This window comes from Pseudomonas sp. FBCC-B1667 (assembly GCF_059133255.1).
This window is the reverse complement of sequence record NZ_CP101437.1, coordinates 990,097-1,013,762: the sequence shown is the minus strand read 5'-3', so window position 1 is coordinate 1,013,762 and position 23,666 is coordinate 990,097. Positions and strand designations below refer to the sequence as shown.

The 23,666-nt window shown below is 59.6% G+C and carries 23 protein-coding genes and 3 pseudogenes; 11 read left to right on the top strand and 15 right to left on the bottom strand.

Annotation, left to right across the window (positions count from 1 at the left end; translation table 11 throughout):
• The gene (locus tag NL116_RS04425) at positions 1-1,596 is read right to left on the bottom strand and encodes an FAD-binding oxidoreductase (protein ID WP_494376170.1); all 1,596 of its coding nucleotides are present in this window, start codon (positions 1,594-1,596) and stop codon (positions 1-3) included.
• 210 nt (positions 1,597-1,806) lie between these two features.
• On the opposite strand from NL116_RS04425, the gene gliR reads away from it, so the two are divergent.
• On the top strand, positions 1,807-2,823 hold the full coding sequence (gliR, locus tag NL116_RS04420; protein WP_494376169.1) for an AraC family transcriptional regulator GliR: 1,017 nt from the start codon (positions 1,807-1,809) through the stop codon (positions 2,821-2,823).
• Between the two features lie 208 nt (positions 2,824-3,031).
• A pseudogene (locus NL116_RS04415) lies at positions 3,032-3,169 on the top strand (DUF6124 family protein); the annotation flags it as partial.
• Positions 3,170-3,229: 60 nt separating this feature from the next.
• Here NL116_RS04415 and NL116_RS04410 read toward each other — a convergent pair.
• The 7 genes from NL116_RS04410 to mdaB form a co-directional block, all read right to left on the bottom strand.
• Positions 3,230-3,598 (bottom strand): glyoxalase superfamily protein, encoded by a 369-nt coding sequence (locus tag NL116_RS04410; protein ID WP_494376168.1) that lies wholly within the window; start codon positions 3,596-3,598, stop codon positions 3,230-3,232.
• 120 nt (positions 3,599-3,718) lie between these two features.
• Positions 3,719-5,176, bottom strand: coding sequence for an N-acyl-D-amino-acid deacylase family protein (locus NL116_RS04405; RefSeq protein ID WP_494376167.1), 1,458 nt, complete (start codon positions 5,174-5,176; stop codon positions 3,719-3,721).
• Between the two features lies 1 nt (position 5,177).
• Positions 5,178-6,038 carry a MurR/RpiR family transcriptional regulator gene (locus NL116_RS04400; RefSeq protein WP_494376166.1) on the bottom strand — a complete coding sequence of 287 codons (861 nt, stop codon included), beginning with the start codon at positions 6,036-6,038 and terminating at the stop codon, positions 5,178-5,180.
• A gap of 395 nt (positions 6,039-6,433) precedes the next feature.
• Complete coding sequence (locus NL116_RS04395) at positions 6,434-7,879, bottom strand: SulP family inorganic anion transporter (RefSeq protein WP_494376165.1); 1,446 nt, start codon at positions 7,877-7,879, stop codon at positions 6,434-6,436.
• A gap of 212 nt (positions 7,880-8,091) precedes the next feature.
• Positions 8,092-8,985, bottom strand: coding sequence for an NAD-dependent epimerase/dehydratase family protein (locus NL116_RS04390; protein WP_494376164.1), 894 nt, complete (start codon positions 8,983-8,985; stop codon positions 8,092-8,094).
• Positions 8,986-9,088: 103 nt separating this feature from the next.
• Complete coding sequence (locus NL116_RS04385; protein ID WP_494376163.1) at positions 9,089-10,000, bottom strand: LysR substrate-binding domain-containing protein; 912 nt, start codon at positions 9,998-10,000, stop codon at positions 9,089-9,091.
• 57 nt (positions 10,001-10,057) lie between these two features.
• Positions 10,058-10,648: an NADPH:quinone oxidoreductase MdaB gene (gene mdaB, locus NL116_RS04380; RefSeq protein WP_494376162.1), complete on the bottom strand. Its 591-nt coding sequence runs from the start codon at positions 10,646-10,648 to the stop codon at positions 10,058-10,060.
• Positions 10,649-10,809: 161 nt separating this feature from the next.
• Between mdaB and NL116_RS04375 the strand changes: the two genes are divergently transcribed.
• On the top strand, positions 10,810-11,124 hold the full coding sequence (locus tag NL116_RS04375) for a putative quinol monooxygenase (protein ID WP_494376161.1): 315 nt from the start codon (positions 10,810-10,812) through the stop codon (positions 11,122-11,124).
• On the opposite strand, the gene NL116_RS04370 is transcribed toward NL116_RS04375, so the two are convergent.
• Positions 11,114-11,878: a sulfite exporter TauE/SafE family protein gene (locus NL116_RS04370; protein ID WP_494376160.1), complete on the bottom strand. Its 765-nt coding sequence runs from the start codon at positions 11,876-11,878 to the stop codon at positions 11,114-11,116. The genes NL116_RS04375 and NL116_RS04370 overlap by 11 nt on opposite strands.
• Positions 11,879-12,101: 223 nt before the next feature.
• Between NL116_RS04370 and NL116_RS04365 the strand changes: the two genes are divergently transcribed.
• From NL116_RS04365 to NL116_RS04350, 4 genes are all read left to right on the top strand, one after another.
• The gene (locus NL116_RS04365) at positions 12,102-12,986 is read left to right on the top strand and encodes a LysR substrate-binding domain-containing protein (RefSeq protein ID WP_494376159.1); all 885 of its coding nucleotides are present in this window, start codon (positions 12,102-12,104) and stop codon (positions 12,984-12,986) included.
• Between the two features lie 45 nt (positions 12,987-13,031).
• Positions 13,032-13,607, top strand: coding sequence for an NAD(P)H-dependent oxidoreductase (locus NL116_RS04360; protein ID WP_494376158.1), 576 nt, complete (start codon positions 13,032-13,034; stop codon positions 13,605-13,607).
• Between the two features lie 46 nt (positions 13,608-13,653).
• The gene (locus NL116_RS04355; RefSeq protein ID WP_494376157.1) at positions 13,654-14,025 is read left to right on the top strand and encodes a MerR family transcriptional regulator; all 372 of its coding nucleotides are present in this window, start codon (positions 13,654-13,656) and stop codon (positions 14,023-14,025) included.
• A 107-nt stretch (positions 14,026-14,132) separates the two neighbouring features.
• Positions 14,133-14,477, top strand: coding sequence for a cupin domain-containing protein (locus NL116_RS04350; RefSeq protein ID WP_007946320.1), 345 nt, complete (start codon positions 14,133-14,135; stop codon positions 14,475-14,477).
• A gap of 70 nt (positions 14,478-14,547) precedes the next feature.
• Here NL116_RS04350 and mmsB read toward each other — a convergent pair whose 3' ends face one another.
• Complete coding sequence (mmsB, locus tag NL116_RS04345; protein ID WP_494376156.1) at positions 14,548-15,435, bottom strand: 3-hydroxyisobutyrate dehydrogenase; 888 nt, start codon at positions 15,433-15,435, stop codon at positions 14,548-14,550.
• A gap of 10 nt (positions 15,436-15,445) precedes the next feature.
• On the bottom strand, positions 15,446-16,972 hold the full coding sequence (locus NL116_RS04340; protein WP_494376155.1) for a CoA-acylating methylmalonate-semialdehyde dehydrogenase: 1,527 nt from the start codon (positions 16,970-16,972) through the stop codon (positions 15,446-15,448).
• Between the two features lie 163 nt (positions 16,973-17,135).
• Here NL116_RS04340 and NL116_RS04335 point away from each other — a divergent pair, with 163 nt between their 5' ends.
• From NL116_RS04335 to NL116_RS04325, 3 genes and pseudogenes are all read left to right on the top strand, one after another.
• A complete protein-coding gene (locus NL116_RS04335; protein WP_140663823.1) occupies positions 17,136-18,083 on the top strand; it encodes a LysR family transcriptional regulator in 948 nt (315 codons plus the stop codon).
• Positions 18,084-18,429: 346 nt separating this feature from the next.
• A pseudogene (locus NL116_RS04330) lies at positions 18,430-19,558 on the top strand (polymorphic toxin type 44 domain-containing protein).
• A gap of 368 nt (positions 19,559-19,926) precedes the next feature.
• Entirely contained in the window at positions 19,927-20,463 is a 537-nt protein-coding gene (locus tag NL116_RS04325) for a hypothetical protein (RefSeq protein ID WP_494376154.1), read from the top strand.
• 221 nt (positions 20,464-20,684) lie between these two features.
• Here the strand turns inward: NL116_RS04325 and NL116_RS04320 are convergent, their stop codons facing one another.
• Positions 20,685-21,104: a hypothetical protein gene (locus NL116_RS04320; protein ID WP_494376153.1), complete on the bottom strand. Its 420-nt coding sequence runs from the start codon at positions 21,102-21,104 to the stop codon at positions 20,685-20,687.
• 43 nt (positions 21,105-21,147) lie between these two features.
• Here NL116_RS04320 and NL116_RS04315 point away from each other — a divergent pair.
• Positions 21,148-21,285 (top strand): annotated as a pseudogene (locus NL116_RS04315) (LysR family transcriptional regulator); the annotation flags it as partial.
• On the opposite strand, the gene yfiB reads toward NL116_RS04315, so the two are convergent.
• From yfiB to yfiR, 3 genes are read right to left on the bottom strand one after another with little or no spacing between them, the layout of a single operon-like run.
• Positions 21,282-21,776, bottom strand: coding sequence for an outer membrane lipoprotein YfiB (yfiB, locus tag NL116_RS04310; RefSeq protein WP_494377999.1), 495 nt, complete (start codon positions 21,774-21,776; stop codon positions 21,282-21,284). The pseudogene NL116_RS04315 and the gene yfiB overlap by 4 nt on opposite strands.
• Positions 21,777-21,788: 12 nt before the next feature.
• A complete protein-coding gene (dgcN, locus tag NL116_RS04305; RefSeq protein WP_494376152.1) occupies positions 21,789-23,057 on the bottom strand; it encodes a diguanylate cyclase DgcN/YfiN in 1,269 nt (422 codons plus the stop codon).
• A complete protein-coding gene (gene yfiR / locus NL116_RS04300) occupies positions 23,054-23,629 on the bottom strand; it encodes a regulatory sequestration protein YfiR (protein ID WP_494376151.1) in 576 nt (191 codons plus the stop codon). The genes dgcN and yfiR overlap by 4 nt, the downstream gene beginning before the upstream one ends.
• Between the last annotated feature and the right edge of the window lie 37 nt (positions 23,630-23,666).

Genomic DNA, 23,666 nt, shown 5'->3' with positions numbered 1-23,666 from the left:
TCACTCCGGCAACAGCGTGCCGGGGTTCAATCGCCCGGCCGGATCAAAATGCCGGCTCAGCGCCTGCAGGGTGTCCATCGCCAGCGCGCCCTTCTCGCGCAGCAGATACGGCGCGTGGTCCTTGCCCACGCCATGCTGGTGACTGATGGTGCCGTGGTTGTCGACGATGGTCTGGCTGGCCGCCTGCTTCAGTGCCTGCCAGCGCGCCAGCGTCGCGGGGTAATCCGCTGCCGGGCGAAACACATAAGTGGTGTAGATGCTCGACCCTTCGCCATAGACATGGGACAGGTGAGTGAAGACATGCACCCGCTCACCTTCAGCCGCCAGGGCATCGCGCAGGCTGTTTTCGATCAGGGTCAGCAGGTTGTCGACGTTGCTCCAGTCGGTGGCCGTTTCCAGGGTGTCCACCACATAACCGGCGTTCCACAGGTTTTCGCGCAGGTAAGGGAAACGAAAGCGGTTCTGCGCCCACTTCTTGCCGAGCAAGGTGCCGGTAAATACCCCGCCGAACGACTTGAGGTGCTGCCGGGCCTGGCTCAGGGACAGCGCATTTTGCCGACGATTGCCGGTCACGCCGAATGTCAGCAGGCATTTGCCCTCACCGGCGCCACGCAGCGACAGGTATTTTTCCAGCCAGGCGATCTGCTGCGGGTGACCGGCGAGCGCCAATTGGGTTTCGGTTTCCACCGCGTTGGACAAGCGCAGCATCGACAGCGGCACCCTCGCCTGGGCCAACTGGCGGATGGCTTGCAGTGCCTTGGTCCAACTGGGCAGGAACACGCCATAGAAACGTTCATCGGCGGGCAATGCGCTGACCCGAACCTTGACCTCGGAAATAATCCCGAATCGGCCCTCGCAACCCAACACCACTTCGCGCAGATCGGGGCCGGCGGCCGAGGCCGGGAACGTGGGAATTTCCAACGGCCCGGCAAACGTTTCCAGAGTCCCGCCGGCGAACAGTTGCTCGATGCGCCCGTAGCGCAACGATTGCTGGCCACTGGAACGGCTGGCAACCCAACCACCAAGGGTCGACAGCTCCCAGGACTGCGGAAAATGACCCAGCGTATAACCCCGGGCGCGCAACTGACTTTCCACCTGCGGCCCTGTCGCACCGGGGCCGAAGGTCGCCAGCAGGCTGTGTTCGTCGAGGTCCAGCAGGCGATTCATCCGGGCCAGAGACACCGTCACCACGGGCCGCGTGGAATCCGGTGGATTGATGTGCCCGGCCACCGAAGTGCCACCGCCATAAGGAATCAGGCACACGTCCTGTTCATGCGCGAGCGCCAGCAACTGGCGGATCTGATCGGCGCTCTCGGGAAAAGCCACGGCGTCGGGATAATTGCCCAGCGCGCCTTCCCGCAACGCCAGCCAGTCCGGCAGGCTCTGGCCCCGGGCATGCAGCAAACGATCGTGCGAGTGCACGCTATATAAGACATGTTCCTGCAACCGCGAGGCCGGCACGCGGGCCAATGCCGTCTCCAGCGTGGCATCGGGCAACGCTCGACTGTCACCCAGCCGCTGGGCGAGAAAACTCGCGCCCTGGGCCGGCAGTTCGACCACCGTGCTTGCATCTCCCCAGCCGTTCCAGCGTCGCATGCGTGTGTCCTTTTGCAGTTCTTATGGGTGATATTTCAGGTCCCCATACTAGTCAGCTGCCCGAAAGTGTCACGGTCGCATCCGGCCAGTTCGAGTAGCCAATTGAGTCAAACGTCGCGCAGACGTCAGCCATTTACTTTAGCCGTGGTTTCAAATTACCTTTCAGGGCATTCATCCGCGCACGCGGGCCTTGATCAAAGGAATACGATCATGCAATCCCTGGGCTTCACTTCCGTTCCGCCGCTGCTCAAATACCTGCGTCATGCCGAACAGCTGGGCATGGCCATCGAGCCTGCGTTGGCGGCCGCCGGATTGCAGACGCCGCAGTTGAGCGACAACAGCCTGCGGTTGCCGGGTGAAGCCCATGAACGCTTGCTCGATTATTTCTGCGAACACTCGGGCGATCCGTTGTTCGGGCTCAACGCCGCGCATTTTGTGTTGCCCAACTCCTGGAGCGTGCTGGGCTACATCACCATGAACTGCGCGACCCTGGGCGATGCCATGAGCCGCATCATGCCGTTCGAGAAACTGGTGGGCGACATGGGCGTCAGCCGCGCCGAGGTGCAGGAGAGCCACGTGCACCTGATCTGGACCTGCCGCTATCAACGCCCGCGCATTCGCAGGCATCTGGTGGAAAACGTACTCGGTTCCTGGCTGCAATACGCACGCTGGATCGCCGACAAGCAGATGTCGCCGGCCGCCGTGTGGCTGGAGCATGCACGCCCGGCCGGGACGACGCTGGCGCAATACGAGCAGTTCTTTGACTGTCCGGTGCTGTTCGACCAGCCTTATTCGGCGCTGATTGTGCCGTTGCCGTATTTGCAATTGCCGTTGCGCCAGGCCGATGCGCAATTGCTGCGCACTCTGGAAGAACATGCCATGGGGTTGATGGCGACACTGGAGGACGCGTCGCTGGAACAGCGGGTCAAAAACATCCTGCGCCAGTTGCTCAAGGAAGGCCTGCCGCGCAAAGAGCAAGTGGCCGAGCATCTCGCCGTGTCGGTGCGTACGCTGCAACGCCAGTTGCATCAGGCCGGCACGTCGTACCAGCAAATCCTCGACGACCTGCGCCAGGAACTGGCCGAGCATTACCTGCTCAACAGCACGCTGCCGATTCAGGACATCGCCCAGTACCTGGGTTTCACCGAACCGCGCTCGTTTCACCGTACGTTCAAGAGTCGGCGCGGGATGCCACCGGGCGAGTTTCGGCAGACTCACCGGGTGTGACTGCACGGGCCTGCTCGCGAAGGCGTCAGTCGCGACAGCGCATTAAACGTCTTTCAGTGCGCATGTTTAAAGACACTCGGCGTTACGCGACAACGCCCACAGATCCCTGCGCCGCTGCCTACGACTACGCCAGAATCCGCCGGCTTGTGCGCTTGGGGGCTGCTCGGTAACTTTTTGCTTAGCGGCGAAATGGATGCGGCCTTCCTGTGAAACCCTGGGCTCAGCCACCGTCATGCTCAACGACTTCGCCGCGTTGCTCGAAGGCTCGCACCGCAAACCCGCGCAAGGTTTCGCCCAAGTGGTCATGGTGGCGGAAATGGCGGTCAATCAAGTGCTGGATAAATGAGTGCCCACTGACTGATCAATGCGTCCATGAACGAAAGAAGCCCGCTTACAACGTCTGCACTCAGAGGCTGATCGCGTTGGTGAACACCAACCGGTTGCCGAACGGGTCGGCAATGGTCATGTCCTGGCTGCCCCACGGCATGGCCTGAATCTGCGGGTGCGAAAAGGTGTATTCCTTGGCCAGCAAATCCTGCCGAAACGCTTCCAGCTCATCAGTCTCGATCCGCAATGCCGAACCCGGTGTGCTGTCGCCGTGGTGTTCAGACAGGTGCAGCACGCATTCGCCATGGGAGATCTGCAGGTACAACGGGAAATTCGCTTCGAAGCGATGTTGCCAGTCGATCTTGAAGCCGAGGAAGTCGACGTAGAATTCCAACGCCTTGGCTTCATCGAAAATCCGCAGGATCGGGGTGGTTTTACCGAAGCTCATGCAGTGACTCCCTGACTGAAAAGACACCCAATGTAGCTGGGCCGATTGTCAGCGCTTCGGCTTGGCGGTGGCTTTCTTTAATTGCAATGTGCCACCAGTGTGACAGACCACAAAGAATGCTCACTGAAACCCGTCCCGCAAATCCCCTTCCCGCGCTAAAAATCGCCCTTCCCGTTTCCCGTTCGCCTGCCCTTCGCTGTAACTCAACACGCCGTTGACCCACACGCCGTCGATCCCTTCCGCCGCCCGTTGCGGATCGTTGAAGTCCGCCACGTCGCGAATGGTCAGCGGATTGAACAACACCAGATCCGCCCAGTGCCCTTCGCGGATTTCGCCACGCGCCTTCAAGCCAAACCGCGCCGCCGACAGACCGGTCATTTTGTGTACGGCGGTGTGCAGCGCAAACAGCCCGACATCACGACTGAAATGTCCGAGAACCCGTGGGAATGCGCCCCACAAGCGTGGATGCGGGAACGGGTCTTCGGGCAAGCCGTCAGAGCCGACCATCGACAGCGGGTGCGCGAGGATGCTTCGTACGTCTGATTCATCCATGCCGTAGTACACCGCGCCCGCCGGTTGCAATTGGCGGGCGGCGTCGACCAATGACTGGTTCCACTCGGCGGCGATGTCCATCAGGTCGCGCCCGCCCATTTCAGGGTGTGGCGTGGACCAGGTGATGGTAATGCGATGAGCATCGGTGACTTGCTTGAGGTCCAGCGTCGAAGAGCTCGCCGCGTAGGGGTAGCAGTCGCAGCCCACCGGGTGGGTTTTCGCCGCGTGTTCGAGCGAGGCCAGCAATTGCGGACTGCGCCCCCAGTTTCCGGCGCCCGCGCATTTGAGGTGGGAAATGATCACCGGGGATTTCGCATGACGGCCGATCTGGAACGCCTCGTCCATGGCCTCCAGCACCGGTTCGAATTCGCTTCGCAAATGGGTGGTGTACACCGCGCCGAATGCGGTCAGCTCTTCAGTCAGTTGCATCACTTCGTCGGTGGAGGCCGAGAACGCGCTGGCGTACGCCAGGCCTGTGGATAAACCCAATGCACCGGCCTCCAGACTTTCGCGCAGTTGCTCGCGCATCGCACTGATTTCGTCCGGCGTGGCGGTGCGAAACAGGTCGTCGAGGTGATTGCTGCGCAGTGCTGTGTGGCCGACCAGTGCGGCGACGTTCAGCGTGGTGTTCGCCGCTTCGATCGCCGCGCGGTAGTCGCTGAAGGTTGGATAAACGAACGCCGCCGCCGTGCCGAGCAGGTTCATCGGGTCCGGCGGATCGCCTTTCAAACTCACCGGCGAAGCGCTGATCCCGCAGTTGCCGACGATCACCGTGGTCACGCCCTGACTGAGTTTGGGCAGCATCTCTGGCTGGCGGATCACTACCGTGTCGTCATGGGTGTGGACGTCGATGAAACCCGGCGCCAGCACGCGACCGGCAGCGTCGATTTCTTCGCTGGCGGTGGCCCCGTGCAAGTCGCCGATGCGCTCGATGCGGCCGTTCAGAATCGCCACGTCGGCGGAATAACCGGGGGTGTTGCTGCCGTCGATGATCAGGGCGTTGCGAATCAGCGTGTCGTACTGCATGTCAGTCTCCCAGCGGCAAGTGATCGTCGCCGCCGCGGTAATCGTCGAGGGCGAGTTTGATCCGCCGCAGACGTTCTTGATTGTCTTCAGGATTGGCCAGCGCCAGCTCGGTGGCAAGCACATCGATGGCGAGCAGCATGCCGTAGCGCGCCGCCGTCGGTTTGTAGATAAACGAGGTTTCGACGCCTTGCAGCGGCAGCAGCACGTCCGCCAATTGCGCCAGCAGCGTATCGGCCCGGGTGATGGCGACAATGGGTGCGCCGTAACTGCGCGCCAGTTCAACGGCTTCGATGAGTTCGGGGGTAATGCCGGTCAACGAACAGGCAATCACGGCGTCTCCGGCATCGAGACTCGCGGCGGTGACGCGCATCATCACCGGGTCGTGGCACACCGCAATCGGGTAGCCGAATCGTACCAGCCGCACTTGCAGTTCATCGCTGCACAATGTCGAGCAACCGCCCATGCCGAACGCATGAATCATCCGCGCCTTGCCCAACAGCTTCACGGCATCGGCGAAGCGCGACTCATCGAACGCCGACAGGTGCTGGCGCAAGGTCGACTCGATATCACCGACGATCTGCCCGTAAAACGCCGACTGATCAGGTGTGCCCGCCGGGTCGAGAAAACGGCTGCCAACGCCGCTGGCCTGAGCCAGTTGCAGACGCAAATCGCGCAAGTCGCGGCAGCCCACCGTGCGGGCGAACCGCGACAGCGTGGCGGTGCTGACTTCCGCTCTCAGCGCCAGCTCATCGAGGCTGGCAGCGGAGGCAAAACCGACGTCGTCGAGCATCAGGCGAGCGATGCGCCCTTCGCCGGCGCTGAAGGAATCCTGGCGGGCGCGGATCTGATAAAGGATGTCCATGGAAGGCGACTCCGGTTAAATCAGGTAAGAAAGGCCGACGCGGCGCGCCACGGTAACAATGATGGCGATGGCGGCATACACCCGCAGCCAATAGCCGAAGGACAGGGTCATTTCGGTACTCCTCGAAAGGGTCACGTCAAATGGATTGTGAAACTCTTAAAACATTTCGAGAGGTGATTTTCAAACGAGGTGAAAATAATTTTCGCGGAAGGGTAAGGGCTGTCGCTGAGAGATAGGCGAGGTCGGTGAATATGAAAATCCGACAGGCGAATTTACATGCCGATTTCCCTGTGGGAGCAGCATGCTCGCGATGAGGGAGTGTCAGTCAACAATGATGTGACTGATACGCCGCCATCGCGAGCAAGCTCGCTCCCACAAGGATTTTACTTGGGACCTCAGTCGTGGCTGACGCGAGCGCGTTTCAGCAGTTTCTTGCAACGCTCCGACAGGTGCAGCACACGCAGGTGCTTGCCAGCCTTGGCATAGCGTTCGCGCAACGTAGCCAGCGCAGCAATGGCCGAGTAATCGACGAAGCTCAAATGCCGGCAATCCAGCGTGACGTGCGCAGGATCATCGGCCGGGTCGAATTGATTGAGGAAGGGTGTCGTCGAGGCAAAGAACAGCGTGCCATGCACCCGGTAGAGTTTGCTGCCGTCGTTTTCCAGATGACTGTCGGCATACAACTGCCGGGCCTGCTGCCAGGCAAAGTTGAGCGCCGCGATGATGATCCCGCACAGCACCGCGGTGGCCAGGTCGGTGAACACGGTAATCACCGTCACCGCGATGATCACCAACACGTCGTTCAACGGCACCTTGTTCACCACCCGAAGCGAAGCCCAAGCGAACGTTTGCTGTGACACCACAAACATCACCCCGACCAGCGCCGCCAGCGGGATGCGCTCGATCAACGGCGACAGAAACAGAATAAACAGCAAGATCAGCCCCCCGGCGACCACCCCGGACAGTCGACCGCGACCGCCGGAACTGAGGTTGATCACGGTCTGGCCGATCATCGCGCAACCGCCCATGCCGCCGAATACGCCAGAGACCATGTTGGCCGCGCCCAGCGCCACACACTCGCGGTCGGGAAAGCCGCGGCTCTCGGTGATTTCATCGGTCAGGTTCAAGGTCAGCAGGGTTTCCAGCAGGCCGACCAGCGCCATCAGAATCGCGTAGGGCGCGATGATGCGCAGGGTGTCCAGCGTCCAGGGAATGTCTGGCAGCGCAAAGGTCGGCAAGCCACCGGCGATGTGGGCCATGTCGCCCAGCGTGCGGGTTGGCAGGCCCAGCAGGTACACCGCCAGCCCCACACCGAGAATCGCCACCAGTGCCGGCGGCACCGCACGCGTGAGGCGCGGCAGCAGGTAAACGATGGCCATGGTCACGGCCACCAGCCCCGTCATCATGTACAGCGGCGTACCACTGAGCCAGGCGTCACCGCTTTTGAAATGCTCCAACTGCGCCAGGGCAATGATGATCGCCAGGCCGTTGACGAAACCGAGCATCACCGGGTGCGGGACCATGCGCACCAGTTTGCCCAGTTTCAGCAACCCGAACGCCAGCATGATCAGCCCGCCCAGCAGCACGGTTGCGAGCAGATACTGCACGCCGTGTTGCACCACCAGCGCGACGATCACCACGGCCATCGAACCGGCCGCACCCGACACCATGCCCGGCCGCCCGCCGAACAGCGCGGTCAAGGTGCAAATGATGAACGCCCCGTAAAGCCCCATCAGCGGATTGAGGTGGGCCACCAGCGCGAAGGCGATGCATTCGGGCAGCAGGGCGAAAGAGGTCGTAAGCCCGGCCAGGACATCGGCGCGTAGACGTTTTGGTTTCATGGGGGGAATCGCACGCAGGGAGTAACGAGAAGAAAGTGCGCGGATGTTACGGAATTGCGGATGGCCCGGCCAGTTGTTGGGTTGCCTAAAACGCCATCGCGGGCAAGCCCGCTCCCACAGGGATCTGTGTCGTTCACAAAATCTGTGTCCGACGCAGATCCCTGTGGGAGCGTGGCTTGCCCGCGATGGCCACGACGCGGTTTAGAGCGAACTCAAACCATCTCGTCCCGAATCCACTCAATCACCGACACCCGCTTCGGCGCCCAGCCCAGCAACTCACGCGCCTTTTTCCCGCGCACCCGGCTGTTGGAGCCCAAACCATAGTTGGCCATTTCATACCCCCACTCGGCCTCGGCGTCTTTCAGCGGCCAGTCTTGCGGCGCGCCCAGTTCCAGCGCTTGGGCAATCGCGGTGGTCATGTCGATGAACGACGCTTCACCGCTTTCAACGAAGTAGAACGTGCCCGGTACGTTTTTGGTCAGCGCCAGCAGGTACAGGGACACAACGTCTTCGATGTGCACGTTGGACCAAATGTTCTGACCCGGGCCGACATGCCGCACCACGCCACTTTTACGCGCCTGTTTGAGCAAGCGCGGCAATTGCACGCTGTCGCGATGGACGCCCAGACTGCGGCCATAAATCAAGGTGTTGCAGATCACCGCCGAGTTCACGCCATCGTTCGCGGCGGCGAGGATCAGGTTGTCGATGGCCACGCGGGCGGCCTTGTCGACGGTCGGTTCCGGCAATTTGTCTTCGAAATAAATAACGTCGCTGAAGTGACCGCCCGAGGCATCGCCAACAATGCTCGAACCGCTGGTGTGCAGGAACACTTTGTTGGAGCCGCGCAAGGCGTCGAGCAACGCTTGCACCGCACCGCGATGGTCGCTGCTGGCGGCGTTGATCACGGCGTCGGCTGCACGGGCCTGTTCGGCGAGCAATGCACTGTCGTCCAGCGTGCCGATCACCGGCGTGATGCCCAGCGCGCTCAGTTCATTGGCTTGGGCTTCGCTGCGCACCAGGCCGGTGACCTTGTGGCCCGCGCGGATCAGACCGGTGGCGATGGAGCCGCCGATGAAACCTGCAGCGCCGGTGACGAATACGTTCATGGAGAAACTCCCTGCGTGAATAAGTGATGCAACGAGTATCGAGGAGTGATCTCTGACGAAAAATCCCCTCCGACCCAATTCACTCTTGCGCAGGGATCACGAATCAACCTTTGAAATCCGAGTTCGCATACACCGCCAATTTGCCCTGAATGAAGTCCAGGAAGCACTGAATGCGCAGGGCCAGTTGCGAGTTGCGGTAGTACACCGCGTTGATCGGCTGGCGATAGCCGCTGTTGAAGTCCGCCAGCAGCACCTGCAAACGTCCGGCCCGGATGTCCTCGATCGTCATGTAATGCGACAGGCAGGCAATGCCCTGCCCTTCCAGCGCCAGGTGCCGGATCGTCTCGCCGCTGGAGGCACTGATCGACGCCTCGATTGGCCAGCGATCACCGTGTACATAACGCAGCGGCCACTGGTTGAGGCCTTCGTTCTGGGTAAACCCCAGTAACGCGTGCTCACTCAAGTCGGCCACTGCTTGCGGCGCGCCGTGCTGCTCGATATAGGTCGGGCTGGCGACGATGTGCAGCGGACTGCACCCCAGCGAGCGGGCGTGCAAAGTCGAGTCGGCAAGGGTGCCGATGCGGATCGCGATGTCGGTGCTTTGCTCCAGCAGATCGATAATCAGGTCGTTGCTGTTGAGTTCCAGCTGAATGTCCGGATAGAGCCGGCGGAACTCGTCGATGTACGGCACGATGGCGTGCAACATGAACGGTGACGCGGCGTTGATCCGCAACCGCCCGGACGGGGTTTGCTGGCGTGAATTGAGGCGTTCTTCGAGCTCGTCCATCTGATCGAGAATGCGCTTGGCGTGCTCGAAGAAGTACTTGCCCTCTTCGGTCAGGTCCATGCGCCGCGTGGTGCGGTTGATCAGCGTGGTATCGAGTTTGGCCTCCAGCCGCGACAGCGTGCGACTGACCGCCGAAGGCGTTTGCCCGACCTGCTCGGCGGCAGCGGAAATCGACCCGCATTCAATCACGCAGACGAAAATCTGCAACTCATCGGATCTGGCTTTCACAAAGGCCCCTCATTCAAAACTGGCTTGATAGTAGCTGGATGCGGGGCAAAAGGAATCTCAGGCCTTGAGGCCAAACACCTCGGTCAAATGCCGTTCATAGCGTGCGACATCGGCTTCAATGTTCGGGCGTTTCATTACGTCGACGCACAGGAAAGTCGGCAGGCCGGTCATGCCGAGGAACTCGTTGGCCTTGTGGAACGGGAAGTACACCGCGTCTACGCCCTTGGCTTCGAAGAAATCGGTCGGGTCATCGAAGGCTTGCTGCGGCGCATTCCACGTCAACGACAGCATGTATTGCTTGCCCTGCACCAAACCGCCGCTGCCGTACTTTTGCGACGCATCGGAACGGGTGCGGCCATCACTGGCGTAGAGGCTGCCATGGCCTTCGGTGAAGACTTCGTCGATGTACTTTTTCACGGTCCACGGCGCGCCCATCCACCAGCCCGGCATTTGATAAATGATCACGTCGGCCCAGAGAAATTTCGCGACTTCTTCAGCGACGTCGTAGCCCTCGTCGATGAAGGTGGCTTTCACGTCCACGCCGCCGCGGTCCAGCACGCTCAGCGCCGTTTCGTGCAGGGTGGTGTTGTAGCGGCCATCGGAGTGGGCGAATTGTTTGCCGCCATTGAGCAACAGGACTTTTTTCATGAGAAATCTCGAAAGGTCAGAAATCGGATGGCGGCAGGTTAGCGGCGCGGCCCGCACGGAATAAGCCCCGAATGCACAAAACCCTTTTGACCAATACGCACGAATCCATAGGTGATTGTTGCCATAGACTTGCGCCGATTCTTAACTTGAGGGGATTTCTGATGAGTGAAATGCAAGGCTTCATCCTGCACGCCAAGACCCGCCCGGAAAAATCCGACGCCTTCGAAGCGTTTTTCAGCGGCTATGTGGAAGCCAGTCGTGCCGAGCCCGGCTGCATCGAGTACCACATGCTGCGCGACAAACAGGATCCGACGCTGTTCATCTTCTACGAGATCTGGCAATCCCAGGCGCACCTGGACGTGCACTCGAACCTGCCGCACATGAAGCAGTTCCTTGAGCAGCGCGATGAATTCCTGGAACGGGATTTCGAGATCCGTACCATCGACATGCTCAGCCCGTCGTCGGCTACCCGCTGATCAGCAAATGGCCGCCGAGCACGCCGAGGCCAATGAAGAACACGCACTTGAACAACACGGCGCTGATCCACTGACGCAGCCATTGGCCCAGAAACATCCCGAGCACTGCGGGGATCAGCGCCAGCAATGACGCGCTCAATTCGCCCCCATCCAAGGCATCGCGCGTCCACAGACCGGCCGCCAGCGCCAAGGTCGACACGGTGAACGACAAGCCCAGCGCCTGCACGAGTTCGTCTTTGCTCAAACCGAGCGCCTGCAGATAAGGCACCGCCGGAATCACGAAGACGCCGGTGGCCGAGGTGATGACGCCGGTCAGCACGCCACACAGCGGACCGAGCCAGCCTTCGACGTGACTGCCGACGCGCACTGCGGGCAGGAACAATCCGCTCAATGCGTAGAGCAGCAACGCCGCGCCCAATGCCCGCACGACCCCATGCCCGCCGGCCATGCCGATCCACAACGTACCGGCGCCCGTGCCGATGAAAATCGCCAGCAGCATCGGCCATAAACGCCTGCTCAGCCCGTGCAGGTGCCCACCGAATGCCAGTTGCCAGACATTGGTGAGGGTCGCGGGAATGATCAGCAGCGCGGCTGCCTGCGACGGAGCCATAGCCAGACCGAGCAGGCCCATGGCGATGGTGGGCAAGCCGAGACCGATGATGCCTTTGATCATGCCGGCCAGGAGGAAGGTGACGGTGACCAGTAAAGACAAGGCAAACCCGAGGTTTTGATAGAACGCGACGAGTGTCTTCATGGGGCTATCCTGAGCCTGGATTAGCCGTGTGAAAATCTGCCATATACTGAGGGTGCCTCTTGTATAGCAAGAGCCTTATAAATAAGTAGAGGCTACTGGCCTCTTCGCGAGCAAGCCCGCTCCCACAAGTGATCGAGTTCTCACTGAAAAAATGCGGTCCACTGTGGGAGCGGGCTTGCTCGCGAAGGGGCCCGCCCAGACAACGCACATCCAGAGGTTGCCCATGCACTTCGACCTGACCGACCTGCGCCTCTACCTGAACATCCTCGACAGCGGCAACATCACCGCCGGCGCAGCGTGCAGTCATCTGTCCCTGGCAGCGGCGAGCGCGAGAATCCGCGCCATGGAGGCTTCGCTCGGCATCGATTTTCTGGAACGAGGCCGGCGCGGTGTCACGCCAACTCCGGCCGGCAAAGCGCTGGCTAAACACGCCCGATCCCTGCTGCAACAAGCCGAACGCATGCAACAGGACCTGGCCGAATACGCTAAAGGCGTCAAAGGTCAGGTGCGCCTGCTGTGCAATACCACGGCGATCACCGAGTACCTGCCGGAGTTGCTCGCCGACTTCCTGCACGAGCATCCGAATCTCGACATCGACCTTCAGGAATTGCCCAGCACACGCATCACCCACGCCTTGCGCCAAGGTGCAGCAGACCTGGGCATCGTGTCCGACGCCGTGGACACCGATGACCTGCAGACCCGCCCCTTTCGCGACGATCCGCTGGTATTGATCCTGCCCCGCGACCATCCGCTGGCCGACTCCGAACGCTTGAGTTTCAGCGACACCTTGCACCACGACTATGTGGGTCTGAACGCCAACAGCGCCCTGGCCGTGTACCTCGAAGAACAGGCACTGCACATCGGTTCACGGCTGAAAATCCGCATCCGCGCCGACGGTTTCGATGGCGTCATGCGCATGGTCGCCCGGGGAGCAGGGTTGGCGATCGTGCCGCTCGCGGCCGTCGAGCGCTGGACCGGCAAACCATCGTTCCAGAGCATCGCACTGCAAGAACCCTGGGCCCAACGCAAACTCCTGCTCTGTGCCCGGGACTTTGCCGCGCTGCCCGGTTATGCCAGAGCCCTGCTGCATGCCTTGACTCTCCCCTGAGGGGCAGACTTTACCCTTGAGGTTTGATCTTCAAGGACAGAGGCAATGGGCAAACGAATTCTGGTGATTCTCGGTCATCCTTCCAGCAACAGCTTCTGCGCCGCACTCGCCGAGCGCTACGCACAGTCGGCGTTGCGCGCCGGGCATGAAGTCCGTCAATTGTTTCTCGGCAGGATGGACTTCGATCCGGTGCTGCGCGAAGGCTATCAACAAGTTCAACCTCTGGAAGCCGACTTGCGCCAGGCGCAGGCCGACATCCTGTGGGCCGAGCATCTGACGCTGGTGTATCCGATCTGGTGGGGCGGGATTCCGGCCTTGCTCAAGGGCTTTTTTGATCGTGTGTTCCTGCCCGGTTTCGCTTTCAAATACCGTGAGGGCAAAGCCTTTCCCGATAAATTATTGCGGGGTCGCAGCGCGCATTTATTGGTGACCATGGACACGCCCCCCTGGTATTACCGCTGGGTGTATCGCATGCCCGGGCTGCATCAGGTCCGCAAAACCACCCTCGCCTTCTGCGGTATCGAACCCAGGCGCACGCTCACGTTCGGCCCGATTCTCGGCGCCAGTGCTGATCAGCGTGAAACCTGGCTGCTGCAAGCCCAGGCTATCGCCGACCGTTGAGCCCGCCGATAATGCGCCGGGCTATACCACGGAAAAAGGACTTTTCATGTTCATCGGCCAAGCCGCGCAACGCTCTGGCACCACGATCAAGAGCATCCGCCATTACGAATCGATCGGCTTGCTGCCGGCGGCCCAGCGCGTGGGGAAATACCGGGTCTACGACCAGCAAAGTGTCGACCAGCTGATTTTCATCAAGTGCGCCCAGCAGCTGGGTTTCAGGCTCAAGGAGTTGCAGGCGATCTTCGCCGGCCATCAGGGTCAGGTAATGCCATGGGAACTGGCGCATCAGGCCATCGATGCCAAGAAGCGTGAGATCAGCGAGCGAATGACCGTGCTGTCGCGCCAGCACGCTCAATTGATCGAGTTCGAAGCCAGCCTCGAACAATCCCGGGCCGATTGCCCATTGGAAAGTCTTTGAGGCTTTGCGCGTTTCTGGACACCTGGATGTCGAGTTCAGACAACTGACCGGTGCATGGGGGCTATAGGGTGCCACTTCAGTTCTTGAAGCCACTGCCCGGAGTCATCATGACCGCACCGATTACTGTCCTTCGCGATACTCATCCACTGCCGGTGCTGGACGCCTGCAAATGGGAAAAACTCGAAGGTGACCCGCACACCGTCAACCTCAACGCCTACACCAGCGAAGACGGCAGCAAGATCATGGGCACCTGGATCTGCACGCCGGGCAAGTGGTATGTCGAATACGTGAAGTGGGAATACTGCGATTTCCGCGAGGGCTACTGCATCATCACACCGGAAGGCAAAGAGCCGATCCATCTGCGCGCCGGGGATATTTTCGTCATCGAGCCGGGGATGAAAGGCACGTGGGAAGTGGTTGAAACCGTGCGCAAGTATTTCGTGTTTGCCTGATGCAAAAAAACCGGGGGATCACCCGACGTGATCTCCCGGTCAATGAGGGCATGCTGTACCTGTTACGAGATTATTGCGGCTTGCGATAGCTGTTGATGATCGCCGAGAAGTCTTTCCCACCTTCTCCACGCTGACTCATCGCTTGATACAACTGCTGCGCCACCGCGCCAAGCACCACCGGTTGGTGCGCCTGACGGGCCGCTTCCGTGGCCAGCCCCAAATCCTTGAGCATCAGTTCGGCACCAAAGCCGCCGGTATAACCGCGTGAGGCCGGCGCTGTTTCGACGATGCCCGGCCATGGGTTGTACATTTCCGAACTCCAGCAACGCCCGGTGGAACTGTTGATGATCCCGGCGAGCACGGTCGTGTCGATCCCCAGAGCATCACCCAGCGCCATCGCTTCGCTGACGCCAACCATGGAAATCGCCAGCAGCAGGTTGTTACAGATCTTGGCGATTTGCCCGGTGCCGACTTCGCCGCAATGGACGATGTTGCGGCCCATCTGCGCCAGCACCGGTTGCAGCGTAGCGAACAGTTCCGGAGTGGCACCGACCATGAAGGTCAGCGTTCCGGCCGTGGCGCCACCGGTGCCGCCGGACACCGGCGCATCGGCCATGGCCACGCCTTGCCCGGCAGCGGCGGCGGCTACATCGCGGGCGGTCTGCGGATCAATGGTGCTGCAATCCACGGCCGGAACTCCTTGGCCGATACCGGCGAGAACGCCGTCTTCGCCCAGCCATACGCTGCGCACATGCACAGCGGCGGGGAGCATGGTGATCACCAGTTCTGCACCTTGCGCCGCTTCACGGGCCGACGCACTGATGCTGCCGCCCAGTTGCTCCAGCTCCGCCAGCACGGTTTTGTTCAGGTCGACCAGACGCAGCGCGTGGCCGGCCTTGATCAGGTTGCGCGCCATCGGGGCGCCCATGTTGCCAAGACCGATAAAAGCAATTTTCATGTCCGGCTCCTTAACGCAAGTTGATGGTGGTGTTCACACCGTCGTTGACGCTGTCGTCATCGAACCAGCGACTGGTGACGGTCTTGGTCTGAGTGTAGAACTGCACCACTTGCTTGCCATATGGGCCGAGGTCGCCCAGCTTGGAACCGCGCGAACCAGTGAAGCTGAAGAACGGGACCGGCACCGGAATCGGGATGTTGATACCGACCTGGCCGACGTCGATTTCGTTCTGGAATTTGCGTGCGGCCGCACCGCTCTGGGTGAACAGGCCCGTACCATTGCCGAACGGGTTGGCGTTGACCAGCGCAATGGCCTCGTCGAGCGTATTCACTTCCAGCACCACCAGCACCGGGCCGAAGATTTCCTGGGTGTAGATCTGCATGTCGGTGGTCACGCCGGAGAACAAGGTCGGGCCGACAAAGTTGCCCTTCTCGTATCCTGGAACCGTGATCTCGCGACCGTCCAGTTCCAGCTTGGCGCCTTCCTTGATGCCGCTTTCGATCAGATCAAGAATGCGCTGTTTGGCTTTTTTCGAGATCACCGGGCCCACGTCAGTGCCTGGCTCGCTGCCGGCATTCACCGTCAGTTTCTGCGCCAGCGCTTTCAGGTCCGGCAACCATTGTTTGGCCGCGCCCACCAACACCACCACGGAAGTGGCCATGCAACGTTGACCCGCCGCACCAAAACCGGCGCCGACCAGCGCATTCAAGGCTTGCTCGCGGTTGGCATCCGGCAGCACCACCGCGTGGTTCTTCGCGCCCATCATCGACTGCACGCGCTTGCCGTGTTTGCCGGCCAGGTCGTAGACGTGAGTACCGACGGCGGTCGAACCGACGAAGGAAACCGCCTTGATGTCTTTGTGCGTGCAGAGTGCGTCCACCACGTCCTTGCCGCCATGCACGACGTTAAGCACGCCCGGCGGAACGCCAGCCTCGATCGCCAGTTCCACCAGGAGCATGGTCGACATCGGGTCCTGTTCGGACGGTTTGAGCACGAAAGTGTTGCCGCAGGCGATGGCCATCGGGAACATCCACAGCGGAATCATCGCCGGGAAGTTGAACGGGGTGATGCCAGCGCACACGCCGATTGGCTGACGCAGGGTGTAGGTGTCGACACCGCCAGCGACGTTCTCGGCGAATTCCCCCATCTGCAGGCTGCCGATGGAGCACGCGTGTTCGACCACTTCCAGGCCACGGAAAATGTCGCCTTCAGCGTCGGCGATGGTTTTGCCCTGTTCGGCACTCAAGACCACGGCGATGCGTTTGGAGTGCTCACGAATCAGCGCCTGGAGCTTGAGCATGATGCGCATCCGCGCGCCGATCGGGGTCAGCTTCCAGGTCTGGAAGGCGCGATGAGCAGCGCTGATCGCGGCGTCGACTTCTTCAGTGGTCGCAAACGGCACCTTGGCCAGCACTTGCTGGGTCGCCGGGTTGACGATGTCGTGCCATTCGGTGGTCTTGGATTCGACCCACTGGCCGTCGATCAACAGCTTTACCGTTTGGACAGTGGTTTGGTCAGGCGTGAGCGAAGCGTTCATGTGGGTCTCCGGATGTTTGCTTTTTATAGTTAGAGCTATCTTGAGAGCCAAGGCGAGAAAGTCGCCTTGCGATGAGGCGTGTGCCGCGAATTGGTTGTGCAGCTGTTTTTGGAGTATAGATGTGCAAACTTCTAATAAGAACGCACATAAAAGCCGGTCCATCATGCAAAAAAACATCACGTCTTTAGGCTCGTTGAACTGGGATGACCTCAAGTTTTTCCTCGAAGTCGCCCGCACCCGCAAGGCCAGCACCGCGGCCAAGCGCCTGGCGGTGGACTACACCACCGTGTCGCGGCGCATCAGTTCGCTGGAAGCAGCATTGGGAACGTTGCTGTTCGAGAAATCCCGGACCAGCGGCTTTGTCCTGACCGCTGAGGGCCAGCGATTGCTCGGTTATGCCGAGTCGATTGAAAGTACGCTGCACATGGCCTGCGAGCAGGTGTCGGGGTCTGGGGTGGCGTTGTCCGGTCATGTTCGCATGGGCTGCACCGAAGGCTTCGGCAGCTTTTTCATTACGCCGCAACTGAGCCACTTCGTCGACGCCTACCCGGCCATCTCCGTCGACATCCTGCCGCTGCCGCATTTCATCAGCCTCTCCAAGCGCGAAGCCGACATCGTCATCGCCCTGGAACGCCCGGAACACGGTCCGTATGTGTGCTGCAAACTCTGCGACTACCGATTGCAGCTGTACGCGACCCAGGATTACCTGGACAAACACCCGCCGATCCGCCGCCCGGCAGACTTGGGCAAGCATTCATTCATCAGTTATGTCGACGATTTGGCGTTCAGCTCAGAGCTGCTGTACCTGGCGAACGTACTGCCCGGCGCCAGCGCCAATTTGCGCAGCACCAGCGTGATCGCGCAATTCGTGGCGGCGCAGCAGGGGCGGTCACTGGCGATTCTGCCGTGCTTCCTGGCGGCTCAGGACCCACGGCTGCTGCCGGTGTTGCCACAGGAGATCAACATTACGCGGCAGTTCTGGATGTACTGCCGGGAGGACTTGAGGAAGCTCAAGCGGATTACCCTGTTGTGGGATTACATCCGTTCGGTTACGGAACAGAATCAGGCGCTGTTGATGGGTGAAACGCGCGAGATGGTGTTCGCTGATTAATAGATTTTTCAAGGAATCAGGTGGCGGAATCGTAACGAGGTCAGCAGCTTTTTCCAACGGTTTGTAACAGGAGTTGGTACTCCACTTGTAACACCTCGACGCATACTTTCAAGACCCACACCGTCATTGACTGGGCAGATGCTAGCCCCCCCCTTCGTGATCAAAGGCATGCGTGCCCCCAAGAGGTCGAGCACCTTTTTCTTTCATGTGTCTGAGTTTGGTGGTTGTGCCGAGGGCCAATAGCCACCATTCCCCCTATTCTGGCGAACCGATTATGCTGTCTGCCCGGTCAGGTATGTAGGGTTGTCCTACTGCCGAGGAGACCACATCCAAAGGAATGTATCTCGTGCCCTATGTAATCAGGGAAGGTGACCCGACCACGACAGGTGGGAAGGTAGTTAAAGGATCGGCTACAACGTTCGTGGAACATCGGGAAACCGCGAGGATCAGTGACCCTGTTTGGTGCCCAAAATGCAGCAGCATGGGATTCATTGCAGAAGGCAATCCGACCTTCATTGTCGAAGGGGTTGCTGTGGCAACCCATGGGCACGCAGTGCAATGCGGCTGCCCTTTAGGTAGCAACCGCCTTATAGCGACACAAAGCACGGTGATGGCAGCCGAAGAAGGGAGCGTGACCATCGCCCCGGATTTCGCTGCACTGGCTCAAGCCGCCACGCATGTGTGGGGCCAAAGCTATTAGTGATGGTTCGTACGTAAGTGAACATTCCTGTGATATCCCGCATCAGGGGCTGACTGGCTTCATAAGCCCGAAAACGACTCCGCCTGAAAAGCCAGAGTCTGTCGTCTGCAAAGACCCTGACAGGATGGAAGAACTGGCTGCATATATTGCCAACGAGATGAATACAAACATCCACCACCCATCAGTCTTGAAGATGAAAGAGCTGCTCAGCTACGACGTGGCGGAAGAGACCCGGAAGCTAATGGAGCTGCCTTGGTATGCCCAGATTGGCACCCCCAGCCCCCAAGCGATTGCTGCTTCCAAAGGCGCGGCTGCTATGGCTCTTTTTACTGAGCGTGTGGGTCAAGATCGTCCGTGGGACCACAAGCCAAAAATTCATGCAAAGTTTGGTGATTACTACCACAAGCAAGGTGAGTTCGACTATTTCTATGATATCTGGTCGAACATTCACTATGGATATGTAGGTAGAGCGGCTGGTCTTTCTGAAAGCCTTTTGGCTGACGGTGCTGGCGTTGAGCAGATTGCATCCGACTCCATCAGAAAGATACTTGATTGGGAAAAGCGGCGAGGGCCACATGCATCCGAGAGTGTCAGCGGGATGAGAGCTTACGATGACGATCAGGACCGCATATCAGTTGGCATCGGCATCAAACTATTTGCAGAACATCCCAATGGGAACATCACTCCCCAAATGATCATGGAGAGGGTTCTCGCGGTTAAACCAGAGGATTGGGGGGATGGAGCTCGTGCACACGTTTGTAAGAAAGCTGAGTAAAGGAAAAGTCATATCTCTCCTCCTGTTAGCATCACTTATATTGTGGTATGTGACGCTGCCAAGAGTAGTGGTGAATTACTCCAAAGAAGGGACGGAGGGGTTGCGCTACATATGGAATACCCAGCATCGCATAGACAGAGGCAGCCTTATCCCCGGTGAAGGAACCGCAGATATCGGCCACGTCTTCCCAGACGAAAACTTCTTCATGGTTTTCTTTTGGGGGACCGCAAAGGGTACTCAGCGGTGTGTCGATATCACGCCCAAGTGGGGGACTACGACAGAAATCAACCTCGATTCTACAGGTCGGATTGATACTGCCAATACCACTCCTGATGTTATTGCTCGATTGAAACAATGTGAGGGCGAACGTGACCCTTTCCGACCTTAAGAAAAATATCCGACGTATCGAACTGCGTGATTTCGGTATGGCGCTGTACTTGCTCAGCCTTATGCTGCCTGCCGTGTGGGAAGAAGATGATAACTGGCTTCATGAAACACTCACCCAAGACACTTTACCGGGATGGTGGGCATTCATCTTGGGGTTACTGTCAATGGTCTACGGTTATGCTGCTTGGTTAGCAAATCCCTTGTTCATTGCAGCCTATCGGACTCGGATCGCCGAACACAGATTCATCTATGCCATCCTCGCATTAATGGCCGGACTGTCGGTGCAATTACAGCTCGTTACTTGGTATGACGAAGACGGTAGGTTCACCGTTATTGGATATACATACGGCTACTACGTCTGGTTATTTTCCTTCGTTTGGCTGGCTGGATTGGCTGTACTGAGCTGGCGGAAGAGGGCCAAGGGCATAACTGCAAATGAAGAAAGGCCGCTACACATAGGACGTTGGATTATCCTGTGGCTCACGACAGCGGTTGCGTACTGGTATTACGTGTCCTAGTGAAGTTCTTGCCCTGCCGTTTTGCGGCTGTTGCACAGGGTGGGGACGGTGACGGCCTGTGGGCCAGGTGGAAACGTTAGGTGGTAGCCCGCCCACACCGAAGGACTATCATCCTGCACGGCGTTGAAACTGAGGGTGTGAGCGAGCTGGCGGCGATTTTATCAAAGAGAGAGGATCAGATTTTGTGTGTACCCGATTAAACTGCTCACCCTTGAGCCGAACTACACTCTGCGGGAAAGCCTTTCGGTCGAGATTGGGGGCGGGACAATGACGGGGTGACTATCATGCAACCCGCCCCACTCCTGCGTAACGTCGCCATCACGTGCAGCCTTGAACAGCTCCATTGAGACAACACGGAAATGTTCTTTCAGCTTGCTCCACGAAGCATCTGGGTTTTCCAAATGGAACGTCCTGACAAAGCCCGATAGCTGCTCAGCGGCATCCATAGCCGCCCTTCTGTTGTTGGTCTTCAGGGAAACCGAAGCGAGATCAGTGGTGCTACCTGTTGCTCTGAGACGCATGTAGTAAATACCGTTGCGTCGGTAGTGATATGGCTTAGCAAGCCTTGTGGTCGGCCTCAAAGAAACCGCAAGACTTGTAACACTGGTTGATACAGCAGATCGAACATCAAGAGTACTCATGGCGGTTAGCCCCCGTATTCATTGGGTTAACCTGTTTTCCTTGAAGTTCTGGATGTACTGCCGCGAGGATCTGAGGAAGCTCAAGCGGATCACCCTGTTGTGGGATTACATCCGTTCGGTTACGGAACAGAATCAGGCGCTGTTGATGGGTGAAACGCGCGAGATGCTGTTCGCTGATTAATCGGCGCTCACCACGATCGACACCCGTCGGTTCTCGGTACGGCCCGTTGCTGTGGTGTTGGACGCCACCGGCTCGCTGCTGCCGAAACCGCGCAACTGGATGTTCTGTTCTTGCATGCCGACGGTGGCCAGCACCTTGCCGACACTTTTCGCACGGCGCAGGGACAGTTGCTGGTTGTAAGCCTCTTTGCCGGAAGCATCGGTGTGGCCATCGACGCGCACGCGCTCGATTCCAACGCCCAGCAACGCTTTGCCGATGCGCTCGACGATGTCGGTACTGGCGGCGTTCAGGCTGTCGTCGTCACTGCCGAACAGGACTTTGCCGGACAAGCCAAAGGCCCAGCCTTCTTCGGTCAGTTCGAAGCCTTGCTGTTTAAGCACGGCGATCTGTGCCGGGGTCAGGCCCTTTTGTGGTGCTGTCTGGCACCCGGCCAAGGCCAACAAGGCCATGCACAGGGTGATCGCGAAAAATCGCAGGGAACGGGGGGTCATTGAGAACAAAAGTCAGCTCCTGGCTTGAACATGGGCGACAGGATGCTCCGATCCTGCCGTGTGCTGTGCGCCACGAGAATCGCGCTTGGCGCGGTACATGGCCGCGTCGGCGGCGTGGAGCAAAGTACCCGGTGTGGCGCCATGATCCGGGTACACCGCGATGCCGATACTGAGGGAGGTCATCACGTGGACACTGCCCGGCAAATGGATGGGCGCTTCCATGCTGGCGAGGATCTTGTCGGCGATCCGCTCGGCGTCTTCGGTTTTGTGCAGCGGTGACAGCAGCACGGCAAATTCATCGCCGCCCAGACGCGCCACCAGGTCCTCTTCGCGAAGTTGTGCCCGCACGCGGGTCGCGACCGCCACCAACACCGCATCACCGGCCGCGTGGCCAAAGTTGTCGTTGATTTCCTTGAACCGGTCGCTGTCGAGGTACAGCACTGCCACTCGCTCGTTGAGCTTGTTGGCGTTGCGCAATGCACGAATCAACCGACCTTCGAAAAACGCACGATTGGGCAAACCGGTAAGGCTGTCATGGCTGGCCTGATGCGCCAGGGTTTCGTTTTCGCTTTGCAGGTGGGTCTGCCAGGACTCGAGCTCATCAAGCAAGGCATTGAAGTCGTTGCCCAGATTGTCGAGCTCAGCGATGGCGGCGGGCGGTACACGACGCTCGAAAGCACGCTCACTGCGAGCGGCGTGAGCCACAGCGGCGAGGCTTCGTAGCGGGCCGGTAATCCCGCGAAGTTGGCGCCGCGCCAGATAAAGCGCAACCCAGGCACTGATCGCCGTACACAAGATAATGCCCACCAAACCACTGAGCAGAAAACGCATCAGGCTGCCGCCGTGTCCCGTGAGCTGGATGCGGCCGATGTCCTGGCCCTGATAAACGATCGGAAGGTCGATGGGTTTTTCCAGAAAGGTCTTGGCGATCTGCAATTCGAGATCGGAAAACAAGCCGCTTTCTGAACGCTGCCAACGCGCCAGTAACTGTCCTTTGGCGTCCAGCACCTGGGCGTCGGCGACTTCCTCAGTGGACGCGATCATCGCCAGCGCTTCGGTGGCGGCAGCTTTGTCGTTAAATACCACCGCGGCCTCAACGGTGTAGTTAATCGAACGCGCAATCAGGTGCAGGTTGTGGTCGGCATAAACCTGCAACGCGAGGACGCCAAGCAGCGTAAGAGACACACTGGCCATGGCCACGCCGACCAGCGCGACGATCAGATGCCCGCGACCAATGACAGAACGCAAGGTCGGGCGAGTATCGACTTTGAACAAGCTCATAAGGCCGCCGGCTTGCGGCGGGACAACTGCAACACACTGGGATGAATGCGCACGCCACTGCGGGCGACGGAGTCGAGGTTGACCTCGAAGGACACCTGCTCATCGCCGACCCGCAGGCAGAACAGGCTGCCGACCGTGCATTGATCGTCGCTTTCACTGATGCTCAGCACCGGGCGCCCCATCAATAAGGCGAACAGCCGACTGCGCTCATCACCGGTCAGTTTGCCGATGTACACCGCATCGCATTCACCGACAATCGACGGGTTATCAGCCAGCAGCCGGCGCACGGCGACAGGCCGGCCGGTGGCCTGGGTGGTGCCTTTGACCAGGTCGTCGGTGTATTCAGTGGGGCCGACCACGCACAAACGCAGTTGCGCGGGCTCAACCGGCCAACGGGCATAACTGAGAATGCCGAGCACCACTTGAGTGACCGATTGGGCACGCTGGTCTGCCATGCTCGACGGTCCTTGCGACTGCGCAAAAACGCTGCCGGACAGCCAACAGAGCAGGCCAGCGAGCAACACTTGCTTGCCGCCAATGACGCGTCCTGTCGTCCAGGCAGCCACCTTCATGCAGTGATTCTCTTCGATCGTAGCGAAATAATTTCGC

Bases quoted from the DNA above. Each gene is read 5' to 3' on its own strand.
- NL116_RS04375 (WP_494376161.1), top strand. From the start codon at position 10,810: ATGAGTGAAATGCAAGGCTTCATCCTGCACGCCAAGACCCGCCCGGAA.
- NL116_RS04395 (WP_494376165.1), bottom strand. From the start codon at position 7,879: ATGAAACCAAAACGTCTACGCGCCGATGTCCTGGCCGGGCTTACGACC.
- NL116_RS04370 (WP_494376160.1), bottom strand. From the start codon at position 11,878: ATGAAGACACTCGTCGCGTTCTATCAAAACCTCGGGTTTGCCTTGTCT.
- NL116_RS04365 (WP_494376159.1), top strand. From the start codon at position 12,102: ATGCACTTCGACCTGACCGACCTGCGCCTCTACCTGAACATCCTCGAC.
- NL116_RS04335 (WP_140663823.1), top strand. From the start codon at position 17,136: ATGCAAAAAAACATCACGTCTTTAGGCTCGTTGAACTGGGATGACCTC.
- mmsB (WP_494376156.1), bottom strand. From the start codon at position 15,435: ATGAAAATTGCTTTTATCGGTCTTGGCAACATGGGCGCCCCGATGGCG.
- dgcN (WP_494376152.1), bottom strand. From the start codon at position 23,057: ATGAGCTTGTTCAAAGTCGATACTCGCCCGACCTTGCGTTCTGTCATT.
- mdaB (WP_494376162.1), bottom strand. From the start codon at position 10,648: ATGAAAAAAGTCCTGTTGCTCAATGGCGGCAAACAATTCGCCCACTCC.
- yfiB (WP_494377999.1), bottom strand. From the start codon at position 21,776: ATGACCCCCCGTTCCCTGCGATTTTTCGCGATCACCCTGTGCATGGCC.
- NL116_RS04410 (WP_494376168.1), bottom strand. From the start codon at position 3,598: ATGAGCTTCGGTAAAACCACCCCGATCCTGCGGATTTTCGATGAAGCC.
- NL116_RS04390 (WP_494376164.1), bottom strand. From the start codon at position 8,985: ATGAACGTATTCGTCACCGGCGCTGCAGGTTTCATCGGCGGCTCCATC.
- gliR (WP_494376169.1), top strand. From the start codon at position 1,807: ATGCAATCCCTGGGCTTCACTTCCGTTCCGCCGCTGCTCAAATACCTG.
- NL116_RS04350 (WP_007946320.1), top strand. From the start codon at position 14,133: ATGACCGCACCGATTACTGTCCTTCGCGATACTCATCCACTGCCGGTG.
- NL116_RS04340 (WP_494376155.1), bottom strand. From the start codon at position 16,972: ATGAACGCTTCGCTCACGCCTGACCAAACCACTGTCCAAACGGTAAAG.
- NL116_RS04355 (WP_494376157.1), top strand. From the start codon at position 13,654: ATGTTCATCGGCCAAGCCGCGCAACGCTCTGGCACCACGATCAAGAGC.
- NL116_RS04405 (WP_494376167.1), bottom strand. From the start codon at position 5,176: ATGCAGTACGACACGCTGATTCGCAACGCCCTGATCATCGACGGCAGC.
- NL116_RS04400 (WP_494376166.1), bottom strand. From the start codon at position 6,038: ATGGACATCCTTTATCAGATCCGCGCCCGCCAGGATTCCTTCAGCGCC.
- NL116_RS04360 (WP_494376158.1), top strand. From the start codon at position 13,032: ATGGGCAAACGAATTCTGGTGATTCTCGGTCATCCTTCCAGCAACAGC.
- NL116_RS04425 (WP_494376170.1), bottom strand. From the start codon at position 1,596: ATGCGACGCTGGAACGGCTGGGGAGATGCAAGCACGGTGGTCGAACTG.
- NL116_RS04320 (WP_494376153.1), bottom strand. From the start codon at position 21,104: ATGAGTACTCTTGATGTTCGATCTGCTGTATCAACCAGTGTTACAAGT.
- yfiR (WP_494376151.1), bottom strand. From the start codon at position 23,629: ATGAAGGTGGCTGCCTGGACGACAGGACGCGTCATTGGCGGCAAGCAA.